This window comes from Gordonia sp. CNJ-863 (genome assembly GCF_001942325.1).
In the GTDB taxonomy this organism is placed as follows: domain Bacteria; phylum Actinomycetota; class Actinomycetes; order Mycobacteriales; family Mycobacteriaceae; genus Gordonia; species Gordonia alkanivorans.
Genome location: NZ_MKKG01000033.1, coordinates 122,174 through 137,301, shown reverse-complemented (window position 1 = coordinate 137,301; position 15,128 = coordinate 122,174). Strand labels below are relative to the sequence as shown.

The window sequence follows — 15,128 nt, the reverse complement described above, 5'->3', positions numbered from 1 at the left end:
TTTTTCGATCACTGACCGTGGTCGGCGCCCGTGGCCATCAGAAGCTCGACGACCTGCGCAACCGCCGTCCGGGAGCGGGGCCGCGAGAGGGCCTCGTACACGCGTGCCGCGCGAACGCCCTTGAGTTCCAGCCGCTTCACACCCGGGTGACGGACCGCGAACCGCGGCATCAACGCGATCCCGTGGCCGCCGGCGACGAGGGCCTCGATGGTGGTGAAGTCCAGCATGCGTTGGGTGACCCGGGGCGCGACCCCGGTCACCGCCGAGATCGACTGCAGCACATCGTCGACCGGGAATCCGCCCTCGACGCTGATCCAATCGTGTTCGGCGAGCTCGGACACCGCCACCTCGTCGGCATCGGCGAGCGGACTGTCGACGGGGACGATCACGTCGACCGGTTCGCGCATCAGCTCGGCAACCCACACGCGCGACTGGTTGACCGCAGGTGTCCGCTCGTCCCGGTGCGTCACGACGACGTCGAAGTCGGCGAGAGCAGGTGCCGCATCCGGATATCCGACGTCGAGGTGGAAAGCGTGCACCTCGATCCCGGATTCGGCGGCGCGATCGAGGACGGTCGGCAGCAACAGTGTCGAACCCGACGGGAACATCGCGAGCCGTACGCGGGCCCGGCCCGACCGATATGACGCCATCTCCTCCTGGGCCCGTTCGACGGCGGCGATCACCTCGTCGGCGCGCAAGACCAGCGCGCGGCCCGCCTCGGTCAGCCGGATGCGCCGACCGTCGGGTTCGAACAGCGGGACGCCGGCCTCGTCGGCGAGGACCTTCAGTTGCTGTGACACCGCCGACGGCGTCATGTGCATCGCGTCGGCGACCGCACCGATCGACTCACGATCGGCGAACTCACGCAGCAATCGCAGTCGGCGGACCTCCATGGGCCAAAGGTACCGACAAACCGGTCGGGTCCTGCTCAGGTGCGAGGTGAGCCGAGCCGCCGACAAGGAATGTCTCCGCCCCCGAATCGGTTGTGCCGATCATGGCAACACAAGACGTGACCCTGGAAACCTTTCAACCCACCATCGAGGCCGACGGCATCGTGCTTCTCGACTTCTGGGCGAGCTGGTGCGGCCCGTGCCGCATGTTCGGCCCCGTGTTCGAGAAGGCCTCCGAGTCCCACACCGACATCTTCTTCGGCAAGATCGACACCGAGGCCGAGCAGCAGCTCGCCGGTAGCCTCGGCATCCAGTCGATTCCGACGCTGATGGCCTTCCGTGACGGCATCCTCGTGTTCAACCAGCCCGGAGCGCTCCCCGCCGCACAGCTCGAGGAGCTCATCGGCGCGGTCGAGGCTCTCGACATGGACGACGTCCGGGCGAAGGTCGCCGCAGCACAGCAGTGACCCACGATGCACGTGGGACGGATTGTTCAGATGATCTGAACAATCCTTCCGCTTAAATTCGATTGTCCTTCATCGCGCCGCCTCGGACGATGGTGGTCATGTCCACTCGTGACCGGTTGCTCGCCCTCTGCGTCGTGTTCTTGTGGGGACTGAACTTCGTCGCGATCCACTTCAGTCTCGAACACTTCCCGCCGTTCTTTCTGGCAGCGCTGCGCTTCGCCGTCATGGCGATCCCGGTCATCCTGTTCGTGCGTTTTCCCAAGGTCCGCCTCAAGTGGTTCCTCGTCTACGTGGCGGGGTTCGGGACCGTGCAGTTCATGTTCCTGTTCCTGGCGATGAGCCTGGGGATGCCGGCCGGACTGGCCTCGCTGGTGTTGCAGACGTCGGCGCCCTTCACCGTGGTTCTCGGCGTGCTGTTCCTGCGTGAACGGATGACGGTCGCACAGGTGGTGGGCCTGATCGTCGCAGTCGGCGGCATGGGCCTGATCGCCGTCGACCGCGCGACCGGCAGCGACATCGGCGTGGCCGCGCTCCTCCCGATCGGCCTCACCATCCTCGGTGGCCTCAGCTGGGCGATCGGCAACATCGGTGGCCGTCTCGCCCAGCCCGACGACTCCTTCCGCATGACCATGTGGATGGCCGTCGTCGCGACTCCGCCGCTCTACCTGGCGAGCCTGATCATCGAGGGACCGTCCGCCGGCTTCGACGCGCTGATGACGATCGGCACGGAGACCGGCCTGCGCGCCCTCGGCGGACTCGTGTACCTGGCCGCCCTGGGAACCCTCGTCGGCGCGGGCCTGTGGACTGTGCTCCTGAGCCGCAACGACGCGAGCCGGGTGTCGCCGATGTCGCTGCTGGTGCCCGTCGTGGGGATCAGCGCGTCGTTCGCCTTCCTCGGCGAGGTCCCGACCGTCGGTGAGATCGTCGGTGCGGTGATCGTCGTCGGCGGCTGCGCGGTCGGCGTGATGGCCCGGCCGCGGTCGCGCAGACGTCAGCGGGTTGCGGCCGAGGCCGCATCCACGAAGCCGCCGACCACGACTACAGCCACCACGAGCACGGCGACCACGAACACGGACTCGGCGGCCGACGTCGACCTGGCGTGCGCGGCGACTGCAGCCCGCGACCGCTAGCCGGCAATCGACCCCTGGTCAGCGCGGGGCGACTCGTCGAGGGCTCGCCGGACCTCGGCGCACATCCGGTCCACCGCCGCGCGGGCGCCGGAGCTGATCAGGGTCATGTTGATGAAGCCGTGGATCAGCGATCCCTCTCGGCGCAGCGTCACGGGTACACCCGCCTCCTCCAGCTTCTTCGCGTAGGCGAGGCCCTCGTCGCGGAGTGGGTCGAACCCGGCGACGATGACGTGTGCCGGCGGAAGGCCGCTGAGGTCGTCGGCGAGCAGCGGCGAACAACGCGGGTCCTTGCGTTGTGCGACATCCGGCACGTAGCGGTCGTTGAACCAGTGGATTCCGTCCAGGGTCAGGAAGTACCCGTTCGCGAACTCACGACGCGAGGGGGTCTCCGCGGTGGCGTCGGTGACCGGGTAGATGAGCAGCTGGAAGACCGGTGTGACCGGCTCGTCGCGGACGAGTCGGGAGACCACGGTCGCGAGGTTTCCGCCCGCGCTGTCCCCGGAGACGACGATCCGCGCGGGATCGAGACCCCACCGCGGTGCCGTGTCCACGGCGAAATGCCAGGCCGCGACGGCGTCGTCGACTCCGGCAGGGAACGGATTCTCGGGTGCGAGCCGGTACTCGACCGACAGCACGTCGAGTCCGGTGCCGTGCGCGAGCCGACGCACGAAGGTGTCGTGGCTGATCCGGCTGCCGGTGACGAACCCACCGCCGTGGAAGTAGACGACGAGCCCGTCCGACTCGGTCGACGAGCGGTAGCGCGTGGCCGGGATCGGACCGGCCGGACCGTCGATGACCAGGTCTTCCTCGACGGCCATCGGCGGCAGTTTCTCGGCCATCGCGGCGCCGAGCTCATCCGTACTGGCGCGCGACTGGTGGACCTCACCCGCGAACGGATTCGACCCCGGGACGTGCTCGGTGGACCAGCCGACCGCGACGAATTCCGGTGCCACCCGCTCACCATCGGAGTTGACGGGCGCACGCCGGCCGAGAACCGCCATCGCGGCGTCGGGAATCCTCGCCGCGGCGAGTAGCACGCCACGTTGGATTCGTGCGGGCAGGGACAGGCGGAGATAAGTGTCGCGGCTCACAGTCGCCGAGCCTACTTGCTGGTCGCCTGTCGGCACGAGCAACCCGGGCATCCGCCCTGTGGAACACTCGTGGCCATGCCCGACCGTCCATCGTCTGCCGGATCCGCATCTCGCCCGAGCACCCGTGTGCCCGCCCGCACCTCGGTCGCGCTGGCCGCGGCCGCAGCGGCTCGCTGGGCATCGCGCACCGCGGGCCGCGGCAAGGGTTCGATGATCGGCGGCCTCGTCGCCGCCAAGATCGATCCCGACATCATGCGTCGTCTCGCCGCCGGCAAACGCTCCGCGATCATCACCGGCACCAACGGCAAGTCGACGACCACCCGGATGACCGCCGCCGCGATGGCCGAGCTCGGCGAGGTCGCCACGCAGGCCGACGGCGCCAACATGGACGCCGGCATCATCGCGACCCTCACCCTCAGCCGCACCGCGCCACTGTGCGCGCTGGAGGTCGACGAACTCCACGTACCGCACGTCAGCGACGCGGTCGATCCCGAGGTGCTGGTCCTGCTGAACCTGTCGCGCGACCAGCTCGACCGGGTCGGCGAGATCAACCTGATCGAGCGCAGGCTTCGCGAGGGCATCGCCCGTCACCCGTCGACCACCGTGGTCGCGAACTGCGACGACGTCCTGGTCACCTCGGCCGCCTTCGACGCGCCCGACGTGGTGTGGGTGGCCGCGGGCGCCGGCTGGGTCGGCGACTCGGTGAGCTGTCCCCGCACCGGCGAACCGATCGTGCGGTCCGGCGACGGTTGGCAGTCGACCGGAGACGAGAACTTCCGTCGACCCACGCCCGACTGGTGGTTCGACGACGAGAACATCTACGGCCCCGGCGGCTTCTCCGCTCCCCTGACCCTGGCCGTCCCCGGCCGGGCCAACCGCGGTAACGCAACGCAGGCGGTGGCCGCCGCCGTCGCGATGGGCGCGGACCCGGGCAAAGCCGTCGCCGCGGTCGGGACGGTCGGCGAGGTCGCCGGTCGTTACGGCGTCCACCAGGTCGGGAACCACTCCGTCCGTACGCTTCTCGCGAAGAACCCGGCCGGCTGGCAGGAGGCCCTGTCGATGATCGACCAGGACGCCGACGGCCTGGTCATCGCGGTCAACGGACAGGTTCCCGATGGCGAGGACCTCTCCTGGCTGTGGGACGTGCGATTCGAGGCCTTCGAGACGATGCAGGTGGTCGCCGCCGGCGAGCGGGCCGCCGACCTGTCGGTGCGCCTGCTCTACGCGGGCGCCGAGCACACCACCATCCCAGACCCGATGGCGGCGATCGCCTCGTGTCCGCCGGGACGCGTCGAGGTGCTCGCCAACTACACCGCCTTCCGCGATCTGGGTATCGCCATGGAACGCGCGGCACGTGCACGAAAGGCCGAACAGTGAGCGAGTCGACGCTGCGGATCGGGCTGGTCCTGCCCGACGTCATGGGCACCTACGGCGACGGCGGCAACGCCCTCGTCCTCAAGCGTCGCGCCATCATGCGCGGAATCGACGCCGAGGTCGTGCACATCACGCTCGACGACCCGGTACCGGACTCCCTCGACGTCTACACCCTCGGTGGCGCCGAGGACTACGCCCAGCGTCTGGCCACCCGACACCTGACCCGCTACCCCGGCCTGCAGCAGGCCGCGGCGGCGGGACGCCCGGTCCTCGCGATCTGCGCGGCCATCCAGGTGCTCGGCCACTGGTACGAGACCTCGGCCGGTGAACGGGTCGACGGCATCTCGCTGTTCGACCTGACCACCGCACCGCAGGAGAAGCGCAGCATCGGCGAACTGGTCACCGAACCGACGCTCGCCGCGCTCACGCAGCCGCTCACCGGCTTCGAGAACCACCGCGGCGGAACAACGTTGGGCTCCGATGCCAAGCCGCTCGGACGTGTGAAGCACGGCGTCGGCAACGGCGTCGGCGACGGCACCGAGGGCGTCGTGCAGGGCAGCGCGCTCGGCACCTACATGCACGGTCCGGCGCTGGCTCGCAACCCGGAGCTCGCCGACCACCTACTCGCGACCGCGATGGGCGTCGAATCGCTTGCGCCGCTGGACCTCCCGGAGGTCAGCCGGTTGCGCAAGGAACGCCTCGCCGCCGGCCGGCGGCGGTAGGCACTCACTCCCCCGGCACGATCCCCGCGGACTCCGCCGCGGCTTTCAGCACGTCCACGAGCATCTCGACGGTCAGCCGTCCGGTGAAGGTGTTGTGCTGACTCACGTGGTAGCACCCGAACACCTCGAGGACCGCGTCGCCGCGGGTCAGGATCGTCGACGCGCCGTGCCCGAACTTCGGCGCCGGCCGCGGCACCGTCCAGCCGAGCGCGCCGAACGTGCGCAGCGTCGACTGCCAACCGAAGGCGCCCAGCGTGATCACGGATCGCGCCGTCGGAGCGAGCAATTCGAGCTCACCGTGCAGCCAGTGCGAGCACCGGTCCCGCTCCTCGACCGTCGGCTTGTTCTGCGGCGGAGCGCAGTGCACGGGCGCGGTGATCCGGGTGTCGAACAGTTCCAGCCCGTCGTCCATCGACACCGAGTGCGGCTGACTCACCAGGCCCGCGAGATACATGGCGGAGAACAGGAAGTCACCGGACTGGTCGCCGGTGAACATCCGGCCGGTGCGATTGCCGCCGTGGGCGGCCGGCGCGAGACCCACGATCAGCAACCGCGCATCCGCCGGTCCGATGCCCGGGACCGGCCGTCCCCAGTACTCCTGGTCGGCGAACGCCCGACGCTTCTCACGGGCCACCTGTTCGCGCCACTCGACGAGCCGCGGGCATGCGCGACAGTCGATCAGCAGCGCATCGAGCTCCGCGAGGTCACGGAATCCCGGATCACGAGAGTGCCGTCGGGTGCCCATATCCGACAGTAACCGCGAGCGGCGGTGGAGCGATCAGTCCAGTACGACGCAGCGTTCGCGCGTGCGGTCGACCGCGAACCAGCCGCGTTCGAACTCCTGCCATTGCTGCAGGTGGGCGCGCGACCCCTCGCCGTCCCGTGCGACGGCCCGCTCCAGACGCTCGGCCTCGGTTCCGCCGTCGAGCCACAGGGCGTGGGTCAACCGGTCGGCGATGCGACGCCGCGCCGACGACACCCCTTCGATGATCAGCAGCGGCTGCCACTCGATCCACACCGGCGGCCCGGGCGTCGCGACACCGTCGCGCCACACCCGAGGCCGATAGCGGTAGTCCCATCGCCGGACGAAGGAATGCAGCACATCGGCTTCCAGTTCGGGCCACCAGGCGACCGGGTCGTCCCAGGAGGCGAAGTCGTCGGTGCGCACCAGCGTCACCCCGGCGCCCCGCTCACGCAGTTGCGCGACCAGTAGATCCGCGACCGTCGACTTGCCCGCTCCCGACGGTCCGTCGATGGCGACGATGCCCGAGTCGAGCTGCCCGGCGAGTTCGGCGACCCGCGCACCGATCTCGGGGGCGACGCGGTCGGCCGCCGTCACCGCACCGCCACACCCGCGGACAGACCCGGCGGGAACGTGGTCAGTGGTGCGGTGATCGGCGCCTCCGGGACACGGGTGACCGCGGTCCGCCCGGTCCGCAGGTACTCGGCGATGGCGGCGTCGAGCGGCCGGTTCGCACGGCCCAACTGACCGTGGTCTCCCCCGCCGACGGTGATCAGGTGGCTGTCCATCTGCCGCCGCATGACCAGGCTTCCGCGGTACGGCGTCTGGGGATCGCCGATGCTCTGGATCTGCAACGGCCGTACGGCGAGGCCCCGATTCCGGATCTGGATCGGGCGGGTGACCGGAGCCGCTCCCGCACAGGCCATCCCCGACCGGTAGACGAATCCCGGCGCCTCGAACGGGTCGGCGGTGACGTAGCCGGTGATGAACGCCGGGAGGCTCATCGACGGGTCGGCCGGCACCTGGTTCTCGTTGCACAGGACGATCCCCTGCATGTCCTGTGAGACCGTCGCAGCTTCGAGAACCGTGGGTGGGGGCTCGGCGAACTTCCGGGCGGTACCGGCCGTCATCATCGCGATGACCGGCCAGAGGTTCCGATCGGGCGCAAACGCCCGCGTCAGGATCAGGAGTCCCGAGTTCGCCTGCACCGAACCGGGTGTCAGCAGCGTCGCAACGAAGTTCTCGAACCGTGCACGCGCATCCGCGGTCAGGTCGGTCCCGGCGATGTACTGGTCGGCGACGGCGCGAAGCCCCGGCGGAACGTCCCCGACCCGTGCCGGTGGCGCGACCAGAGACGGCGGGACGCCCGCCTCGGCGCTGACACGGTTGCTCCACTTCCGGTACACGGCAAGCGGAGTGGCACCGAGATGGTAGATGCGATCGTTCCGGGCGATCCAGGCCATCATGGCGTGGACGCGGGCCTTGTAACCGGGGGTCTGCGTATCCAGGAGTGCGTTCCACACGACGCCGGGATCGAAGCCGGAATCGAGGACCATGCGATCCACCCGCTGGGGGAACAGCGTCGCGTAGGTCGCGAAGAGCAACGTCCCGTAGGAGATGCCGTACAGGCTGATCGCGGACTCGCCCAGCGTCCGACGGACCACCTCGATGTCGCGTGCGGTGTTCTCCGTGGTGAGGGTCGACCCGACACCCGGCGTTTGCCGTTCGCACCGATCTCGATTGAGTTTCCCTGCGGCGGTGAAGGTTTCGGGCTCCGATCCGGTGATCGGGTCACACTTGAGCGGAGTGCCCGACACCAGCCCACGCGGCTGCACCGCAACGAGATCCCACTGATCGCGCACCTCGTCCGGCACACGCAACTGGCTGAACATCGCGATCCCGTCGCCGCCGGGGCCTCCCGGGTTGCCCATCAGGACACCGCGGCGCTGCGCCCGATCGCGTGCGGGAACACGGCTCACCAACAGCTCGATGGTGGGCCCGTTCGGCTTGGCGTGATTCAGCGGGACCTCGACCGCGGCACACCGGACGCTCGCCGGCACGCCGTGCACGGCGGGACATGACGTCCATTCCAGCTCGGGCACCGCAGCCCCGGCGGGAGCCACGACCCGTGCCGTGTCCGCCAGGCCGGCGACGGCGACAGCGGCCACCCCCGCCGCGATCACCCGGACTCGTCGACGCCCCCGCTTCAGCGATATCACTCCCCGACCTTAGCCGGGCTCACGAGGTACGCCCGCGTTCGGTTCCTCAGGCGAGAATCCGGCGCCCGGACAGGGCCCGGCCGAGGGTCAGTTCGTCGGCGAACTCGAGGTCGCCGCCCATCGGCAGACCCGACGCCAGGCGCGTCACCGACAGCCCGGGGAAATCCTTGAGCATGCGCTGCAGGTAGGTGGCGGTGGCCTCGCCCTCGGTGTTGGGGTCGGTCGCGACGATCACCTCGCTGACGTCGACGCCGTCCTCCTGATTGGCGAGCCGACGCAGCAGCTCGCGGATACGGAGTTGGTCGGGCCCGATCCCCGACAACGGATCAAGGGCCCCGCCGAGCACGTGGTAGCGACCGGTGAACTCCTTGGTCCGCTCGATCGCGTGCACATCCTTGGGTTCTTCGACGACGCAGATCTTGGTGGCATCGCGTCGCGCATCCGAGCAGATCCGGCACAGCCGGTTCGCCGACACGTTTCCGCATTCGGCGCAGAACACGACGTCGTCGCGCACGCGTCCGAGCGCGGCGATCAGCCGGTCGATGTCGGACTTCTCCCCCGCGAGCAGATGGAAGGCGATCCGCTGCGCACCCTTGGGACCGAGCCCCGGCTGTTTGGCCAGTTCGTCGATCAGATCCTGGATCGGTCCTTCATACATCGCGTGCCCGGGTTCTCTGGTGTGGTGGGAAGGATCGCGCGGCGGGCGCGATCAGCCGCCGAGCCCGGGGATGCCGCCGCCGAGGCCTCCGGCCAGCGGACCCATCTTCTCGCTCGTGAGCTGCTCACGCTTCTGCGACAGGTCGGCGAGCGCGCCGAGCAGCAGATCCTGCAGGGTCTCCACATCCTCGGGGTCGACGACCTTGGGGTCGATGGACACCGCGGTCACCTCGCCGGTGCCGTTGCCGGTCACGGTGACCAGGCCGTTGCCCGCGCTCCCGACGATCTCCGCCGCGGCGATCTCGTTCTGTGCCGACAGGAGCTTCTCCTGCATCTGCTGCGCCTGGGCCAGCAGACCCGCCATCGGGTTCTCGCCGCCCTGGCCGCCGCCGAACAATGCGCTGGGATCGAATGGTTGCGTCACGCCGTCCAGGGTAGCCCCCGGGTCAGCGCAACAATCGATCGACATGCGCGGCGATGTCGTCGACGCTCACCTCGTCGACCGGGCTGATCTCGAAGGACAGCACCTCGTCGCCGAACAGATGACCGGCTCGTCGTGTGAGAGAGAACTCGAAACGGTCCTCGACCCGCCGCCACTCGACGATCCCGCCGTAGATGGGCGCACTCGCCCCGGTGGTGACGCAGTGTTCGTCGGCCCGGGGGCCGCCGGTGAGATCTCGCTGGATCTGGAAACACGCCAGCGACTCGTCGTCGATGAACACGACGGCCTCGCAGCCCAGGTCGGGGTGTCGTTCGTACGACGCGCGGATGGTCACGGTCGCCAGGGTACTTCTGCCGCCCGCCCCGAGGTCAGCCGCCGAAATCCACCAGGGGCGGCATTTCAGGACACCACCGAGCGACGGCTCACGAACCGGCGCTCCGTCCCGTCGAGCGGGTCCGTGAACTCGAGGGCGTGTGCGACGAGCCGCAGAGGGGAAGAGAAGTCCCCGTGATCGGCCCGTTCCGCGAGCTCGGGGCGTACGTCGGGATACAGCGGATCGTCGACGATGGGCACACCCAGGGACGACATGTGCAGCCGCAGCTGGTGCGTGCGTCCGGTGTGCGGCACCAGCCGGTAGACGCCGCCACGGTCGGTCTGTTCGACGAGGGTGACGTCGCTGATGGCGTTGACCGGCCCGTCGACGACGCGGGCCCGCAGGTCACCGGCGGTTTTTTCGATCCGGTCGCGCACGGTGACGGTCTCGGTGAGTCTCTCGTCGACCGGCGCCAGCGCGCGGTACTCCTTGCGCGCCAGCCGGGAGGCGAACAGGTCTTGATACGCCGCCCGGACCTCGGGCCGCAGCGTGAAGAGCAGAACACCGGCGGTGAGCCGGTCCAAGCGGTGGGCCGGCGAGATCGTGTCGCTGCCCAGTTCGCGGCGGAGTCGTACCAGCGCGGTCTGCGTCACGTGACGACCCCGCGGCATGGTGGACAGGAAATGCGGCTTGTCCACGACGACGATGTTCTCGTCGCGGTAGAGCACCGGGACGTCGAACGGGATCGGGACCTCGTCGGGCAGGTCGCGGTACAGGTAGAGCGAGACGTTCACCCGCGACGGCGCGTCGAGGTCGACGGGCTGCCCGTCGGCGTCGACGATCTCGCCGGCCGCGGCACGCGCGTGCAACTCCTCGATCCCGAGATCCGCGAGGCTCGGCGACGCCAGCAGTGCCTCGGCGACGGTGCATTCCGGCCCGGACCGCAGCACCACCCGTGTCGAGTCGACGCCGTCCCGGATCGGGAGCGGCGAAGGCCGCGCCCGCCCCCTCCTGCGCGGGGTCAGTTCTCGAGGCGCTTCTTGAGATTGCCGAGCACCTCGGCCTGAATGCGGTTGAGCCCCTTGGGCGCGAAGGTCTTCTCGAAGAAGCCGCCGATGCCACCGGCACCCTTCCAGGTGGTGGTGGTCGTGACGCGCGAACCGCTGCCCGACGGGGCGACCGTGTAGGTCGTCACCATCGTGGAGTTGGCGTCGCGCTCGGTCACGGTGTCCGGGGTCACGCTGACGGTGACCTGGACGTCACGCTGCCGCTTCTCGGTGGCCTGCAGGATCCAGTGCACGACGGTGCCGTCGCCGTTGCCGCCGCTGATGACCTTGTAGTCGCGGTAGTGGGCCGGGAGGATCGCCGGACGCACCTCGGTGTAGTCGGCGAGGGCTCCGATGACGGCGTCCGGGGCGGCGGTGATGTCGATCGACTGCGATGCGGAAACCTGACCCACGATGGAACACTCCTCGGGACGAAACGATTGGCGGGCGAACTGATCAAGTCCTAGGCTAACCGGGTGAGCTCTGGCTTGGAGATGGGGGGACAGGCATTTGACCAGGGGGTGTCCGCCCTACTGGCCAGCTATCGTGCCATCCCCCCGAACGCGACCGTGCGCCTTGCGAAGAAGACGTCGAACCTCTTCCGTAAGCGCGCAGCCAATCCACATCCCGGACTGGACGTCTCCGGACTCGACCGGGTGATCTCGGTCGATCCCGATGCCCGCACCGCCGACGTCGCCGGGATGTGCACCTACGAGAACCTGGTCGCGGCGACCCTGCCCTACGGTCTGGCACCACTGGTGGTCCCGCAACTCAAGACGATCACCCTCGGCGGCGCGGTGACCGGCCTGGGTATCGAGAGCACGTCGTTCCGTTCCGGACTGCCGCATGAGTCGGTGTCGGAGATCGACATCCTGACCGGCGACGGCGAGATCATCACCGCGACGCCCACCAACGAGCACGCCGACCTGTTCTTCGGCTTCCCGAACTCCTATGGCACGCTGGGCTATTCGGTCCGTCTGCGCATCGAGCTCGAACCGGTGAAGCCCTACGTCGCGTTGCGGCACGTGCGATTCACCTCGATCGCCGAGCTGCAGGCGACGATGGAGACGATCGTCACCGAGAAGACCTACGACGGCGAACAGGTCGACTACCTCGACGGAGTCGTGTTCTCCGCCCACGAGTCCTACCTCACGCTCGGACGCCAGACCGACGAGAAAGGCCCGGTCAGCGACTACACCGGGATGGACATCTACTACCGGTCGGTTCAGAACAAGACCACCGACCGTCTCACCATCCACGACTACCTCTGGCGCTGGGACACCGACTGGTTCTGGTGCTCACGGGCGTTCGGGGCACAGAATCCGAAGATCCGCCGCTGGTGGCCGAAGCGCTACCTGCGCAGCAGCTTCTACTGGAAGCTGATCGGACTCGACCAGCGCTGGGACATCGGCGACCGCCTCAACGCCCGCAAGGGCCTCCCGCCGGGCGAACGGGTCGTGCAGGACATCGAGGTGCCGATCGAGCACACCACCGACTACGTCGAATGGTTCCTGGACAACATTCCGATCGAACCGATCTGGCTGTGCCCGCTGCGCCTTCGCGAACCGGCCCTGCCGGGTTCGGATCCGGTGCGCCCGTGGCCGCTCTACCCGCTCGAACCGCAACGCGCCTACGTCAACGTCGGCTTCTGGTCGGCCGTGCCGGTCACCCCGGGCGATCCCGGGCACACCAACAAGATCATCGAACGCAAGGTCGCCGAACTCGACGGCCACAAGTCGCTGTACTCGGAAAGTTTCTACGAGCCGGAAGAGTTCGACGAACTCTACGGCGGAGAGAGTTATCGGCTCCTGAAGAAGCGGTACGACCCCCGCGGCCGCCTTCTGGACCTCTATGCGAAAGCGGTGAAACGCCAATGACGACATTCAAAGACGCACCGATCGGTGCGGACTCCCATTCGGGGAAGATGTCCCTGTCGGAGATCTTCGAGACCCTCCTGGGCGGCAACCTGTCCATCCGGATCTCGGCGTACGACGGCAGCAGCGCAGGCCCGGCCGACGCCCAGTACGGCCTCAACCTGAAGACTCCGCGCGGCACCACCTACCTCGTCACGGCGCCCGGCGATCTCGGTCTGGCCCGCGCCTATATCGCCGGTGACCTCGAACTCATCGGCGCACACCCCGGCGATCCGTACCCCGCGCTGAAGGCGCTCGCGAGCGATCTGGACTTCCACCGTCCGTCGCCGCTGGCCCTGGCACAGATCGCGCGCTCGCTCGGCATCGAACACTTCAAGCCGATCGCCCCGCCGCCGCAGGAGGCCGTACCGCGCTGGCGCCGTTTCGCGGAGGGCCTGCGCCACAGCAAAGCTCGTGACGCCGAGGTCATCCACTACCACTACGACGTCTCGAACACCTTCTACGAGTGGGTCCTCGGCCCGTCGATGACCTACACGTGTGCGGTGTACCCCGACCACGACGCGTCGCTCGAGATCGCCCAGGACAACAAGTACCGCCTCATCTTCGAGAAGCTGCGCCTCAAGCCCGGTGACCGGCTCCTCGACATCGGTTGCGGCTGGGGCGGAATGGTCCGCTACGCCGCCAAGCGCGGGGTGCACGCGATCGGCGCGACGCTGTCGGCCGAGCAGGCGGAGTGGGCCCAGAAGGCCATCGTCGACGAAGGACTCTCGGACTTCGCCGAGGTGCGTCACAGCGACTACCGCGACATCACCGAATCCGGTTTCGACGCGGTCTCGTCGATCGGCCTGACCGAGCACATCGGCGTCGGCAACTACCCGGCCTACTTCGGTTTCATGCGCGACAAGCTGCGACCGGGCGGAATGCTGTTGAACCATTGCATCACCCGGCCCGACAACGCGAGCCGCAGCAAGGCGGGTTCGTTCATCGACCGCTACGTCTTCCCCGACGGGGAGCTCACCGGCTCGGGCAAGATCATCTCCAAGCTCCAGGACATCGGCGGCATGGAAGTGCTCCACGAGGAGAACTTCCGCGAGCACTACGCGATGACCCTGCGCGACTGGAACGCCAACCTCGTCGAGCACTGGGACGAGGCCGTGGCCGAGGTCGGCGAGGGCACCGCCCGCCTGTGGGGCCTGTACATGGCGGGATGCCGGATCGGCTTCGACCGCAACATCATCCAGCTCCATCACGTGCTGGCGACCAAGCTCGACGACCGCGGCGGCCATCAGGTCCCCCTGCGGCCCTGGTGGAACGCCTGAGCCTGCTCGACCAACGAGACCCCGTCGGATGCCCGGCGGGGTCTCGTCGTCGAGGTCCCGGGATTGTTCAGGCCAGGGCGGCTCAGACCAGGGGGACGTCGACGATCGGCCGGCGCACGTCCGCGCCCGGGCCGTCGAAGTGCCACCATTCGCCGGAATAGACGGTCAGTCCTCCGTCGGCCATCGCCTGGCGCAATCGCGCCCGAGCAGCCTGCGCCGGCGCCGAGACCCCCTGTGTCGCATATGCGTTCGCACGCGGGGTAAACGAGTCGAAGTCGGTGCCCATGTCGACGCGACAGAGGTTGCCGATCTTGCGCGGGGCCGGACAGCCCGGACTGCGGACCGCCAGGGTGACGTCGACCGAACGACCGGTCTCATGGCTGGTCGAGTACGGACCCGGGGCTGCGACCCACGCCGGGTCGGGGACCTTCTGGAACATCTTCTGCTGCACCGAATGCGGCCGGTAGCAATCCCAGAACACCAGCGTCTGACCCCCGGCCCGAAGTTTCTGGGCCGCGGTCCTCAGACCCGGCGCCATCGACTCGTGCACCAGACAGCGAGCATCCGGCGGATACAGCCGCTCACCGACGAAGTTGTCGGTCGTCGCGTAGCGCAGATCCAGCACTGCGTCCGCGACGACGCTCTTCACGTCGACGAGGCCGACCGCGCGTGTCTGCCGGTCGACGGAGTGCCTCGGCGTCGGCGACGGCGAGTCGACGGGAGCCGCCTCGGCACATGCCATCGACAACGTCAGCGCCGCAGCCATTGCTGCCGGCGCCGTGGTCAGACGTAGGACCGATCGGATCTGCATCTCTGCGTTCTACCAGCCCTTCGTCTCGACG

The 15,128-nt window shown here is 68.7% G+C and carries 17 protein-coding genes; 6 read left to right on the top strand and 11 right to left on the bottom strand.

Annotated elements, in window-relative coordinates; genetic code table 11:
• Positions 1-8: 8 nt before the first annotated feature.
• Positions 9-893: a LysR family transcriptional regulator gene (locus tag BJF87_RS16430; protein WP_075863562.1), complete on the bottom strand. Its 885-nt coding sequence runs from the start codon at positions 891-893 to the stop codon at positions 9-11.
• A gap of 101 nt (positions 894-994) precedes the next feature.
• On the opposite strand from BJF87_RS16430, the gene trxA reads away from it, so the two are divergent.
• Positions 995-1,357 carry a thioredoxin gene (gene trxA, locus BJF87_RS16425; RefSeq protein WP_006358973.1) on the top strand — a complete coding sequence of 121 codons (363 nt, stop codon included), beginning with the start codon at positions 995-997 and terminating at the stop codon, positions 1,355-1,357.
• A gap of 98 nt (positions 1,358-1,455) precedes the next feature.
• Positions 1,456-2,487 carry an EamA family transporter gene (locus tag BJF87_RS16420; RefSeq protein WP_035754491.1) on the top strand — a complete coding sequence of 344 codons (1,032 nt, stop codon included), beginning with the start codon at positions 1,456-1,458 and terminating at the stop codon, positions 2,485-2,487.
• Here BJF87_RS16420 and BJF87_RS16415 read toward each other — a convergent pair.
• Positions 2,484-3,578: an alpha/beta hydrolase gene (locus BJF87_RS16415; RefSeq protein WP_006358971.1), complete on the bottom strand. Its 1,095-nt coding sequence runs from the start codon at positions 3,576-3,578 to the stop codon at positions 2,484-2,486. The two genes, BJF87_RS16420 and BJF87_RS16415, sit on opposite strands and share 4 nt — an antisense overlap.
• A 75-nt stretch (positions 3,579-3,653) precedes the next feature.
• Here BJF87_RS16415 and BJF87_RS16410 point away from each other — a divergent pair, with 75 nt between their 5' ends.
• Positions 3,654-4,955 carry a MurT ligase domain-containing protein gene (locus tag BJF87_RS16410; RefSeq protein WP_075863644.1) on the top strand — a complete coding sequence of 434 codons (1,302 nt, stop codon included), beginning with the start codon at positions 3,654-3,656 and terminating at the stop codon, positions 4,953-4,955.
• Positions 4,952-5,674 carry a type 1 glutamine amidotransferase gene (locus tag BJF87_RS16405; RefSeq protein WP_035754427.1) on the top strand — a complete coding sequence of 241 codons (723 nt, stop codon included), beginning with the start codon at positions 4,952-4,954 and terminating at the stop codon, positions 5,672-5,674. The genes BJF87_RS16410 and BJF87_RS16405 overlap by 4 nt, the downstream gene beginning before the upstream one ends.
• 4 nt (positions 5,675-5,678) lie before the next feature.
• Here the strand turns inward: BJF87_RS16405 and BJF87_RS16400 are convergent, their stop codons facing one another.
• From BJF87_RS16400 to BJF87_RS16365, 8 genes are all read right to left on the bottom strand, one after another.
• A complete protein-coding gene (locus tag BJF87_RS16400) occupies positions 5,679-6,419 on the bottom strand; it encodes a uracil-DNA glycosylase (protein WP_035754425.1) in 741 nt (246 codons plus the stop codon).
• 33 nt (positions 6,420-6,452) lie between these two features.
• Positions 6,453-7,013, bottom strand: a complete 561-nt coding sequence (locus BJF87_RS16395; protein WP_006358967.1) for a uridine kinase — start codon at positions 7,011-7,013, stop codon at positions 6,453-6,455.
• Positions 7,010-8,599, bottom strand: a complete 1,590-nt coding sequence (locus BJF87_RS16390) for an alpha/beta fold hydrolase (RefSeq protein ID WP_075863561.1) — start codon at positions 8,597-8,599, stop codon at positions 7,010-7,012. Before BJF87_RS16390 ends, BJF87_RS16395 begins: the two co-directional genes overlap by 4 nt.
• An 82-nt stretch (positions 8,600-8,681) precedes the next feature.
• On the bottom strand, positions 8,682-9,293 hold the full coding sequence (gene recR / locus BJF87_RS16385) for a recombination mediator RecR (protein ID WP_006358965.1): 612 nt from the start codon (positions 9,291-9,293) through the stop codon (positions 8,682-8,684).
• 51 nt (positions 9,294-9,344) lie between these two features.
• Positions 9,345-9,761 (bottom strand): YbaB/EbfC family nucleoid-associated protein, encoded by a 417-nt coding sequence (locus BJF87_RS16380; protein WP_005199059.1) that lies wholly within the window; start codon positions 9,759-9,761, stop codon positions 9,345-9,347.
• Positions 9,739-10,068, bottom strand: coding sequence for a hypothetical protein (locus BJF87_RS16375; RefSeq protein WP_006358963.1), 330 nt, complete (start codon positions 10,066-10,068; stop codon positions 9,739-9,741). Before BJF87_RS16375 ends, BJF87_RS16380 begins: the two co-directional genes overlap by 23 nt.
• Positions 10,069-10,133: 65 nt before the next feature.
• Positions 10,134-11,000: a pseudouridine synthase gene (locus BJF87_RS16370; protein WP_035754418.1), complete on the bottom strand. Its 867-nt coding sequence runs from the start codon at positions 10,998-11,000 to the stop codon at positions 10,134-10,136.
• 68 nt (positions 11,001-11,068) lie between these two features.
• Entirely contained in the window at positions 11,069-11,506 is a 438-nt protein-coding gene (locus tag BJF87_RS16365) for an SRPBCC family protein (RefSeq protein WP_075863560.1), read from the bottom strand.
• A gap of 81 nt (positions 11,507-11,587) precedes the next feature.
• Here BJF87_RS16365 and BJF87_RS16360 point away from each other — a divergent pair, with 81 nt between their 5' ends.
• Positions 11,588-12,970, top strand: a complete 1,383-nt coding sequence (locus tag BJF87_RS16360; protein ID WP_075863643.1) for an FAD-binding oxidoreductase — start codon at positions 11,588-11,590, stop codon at positions 12,968-12,970.
• Positions 12,967-14,286: a class I SAM-dependent methyltransferase gene (locus BJF87_RS16355; protein WP_075863559.1), complete on the top strand. Its 1,320-nt coding sequence runs from the start codon at positions 12,967-12,969 to the stop codon at positions 14,284-14,286. Before BJF87_RS16360 ends, BJF87_RS16355 begins: the two co-directional genes overlap by 4 nt.
• A gap of 82 nt (positions 14,287-14,368) precedes the next feature.
• Here the strand turns inward: BJF87_RS16355 and BJF87_RS16350 are convergent, their stop codons facing one another.
• Positions 14,369-15,097 (bottom strand): M15 family metallopeptidase, encoded by a 729-nt coding sequence (locus BJF87_RS16350; RefSeq protein WP_006358958.1) that lies wholly within the window; start codon positions 15,095-15,097, stop codon positions 14,369-14,371.
• Positions 15,098-15,128: the final 31 nt, after the last annotated feature.

Excerpts from the sequence above, each read along its gene's own strand:
- BJF87_RS16430 (WP_075863562.1), bottom strand. The coding sequence starts at position 893 with ATGGAGGTCCGCCGACTGCGATTGCTGCGTGAGTTCGCCGATCGTGAG.
- trxA (WP_006358973.1), top strand. The coding sequence starts at position 995 with ATGGCAACACAAGACGTGACCCTGGAAACCTTTCAACCCACCATCGAG.
- BJF87_RS16420 (WP_035754491.1), top strand. The coding sequence starts at position 1,456 with ATGTCCACTCGTGACCGGTTGCTCGCCCTCTGCGTCGTGTTCTTGTGG.
- BJF87_RS16410 (WP_075863644.1), top strand. The coding sequence starts at position 3,654 with ATGCCCGACCGTCCATCGTCTGCCGGATCCGCATCTCGCCCGAGCACC.
- BJF87_RS16400 (WP_035754425.1), bottom strand. The coding sequence starts at position 6,419 with ATGGGCACCCGACGGCACTCTCGTGATCCGGGATTCCGTGACCTCGCG.
- recR (WP_006358965.1), bottom strand. The coding sequence starts at position 9,293 with ATGTATGAAGGACCGATCCAGGATCTGATCGACGAACTGGCCAAACAG.
- BJF87_RS16380 (WP_005199059.1), bottom strand. The coding sequence starts at position 9,761 with ATGTCGATCGATTGTTGCGCTGACCCGGGGGCTACCCTGGACGGCGTG.
- BJF87_RS16360 (WP_075863643.1), top strand. The coding sequence starts at position 11,588 with ATGGGGGGACAGGCATTTGACCAGGGGGTGTCCGCCCTACTGGCCAGC.
- BJF87_RS16355 (WP_075863559.1), top strand. The coding sequence starts at position 12,967 with ATGACGACATTCAAAGACGCACCGATCGGTGCGGACTCCCATTCGGGG.
- BJF87_RS16350 (WP_006358958.1), bottom strand. The coding sequence starts at position 15,097 with ATGCAGATCCGATCGGTCCTACGTCTGACCACGGCGCCGGCAGCAATG.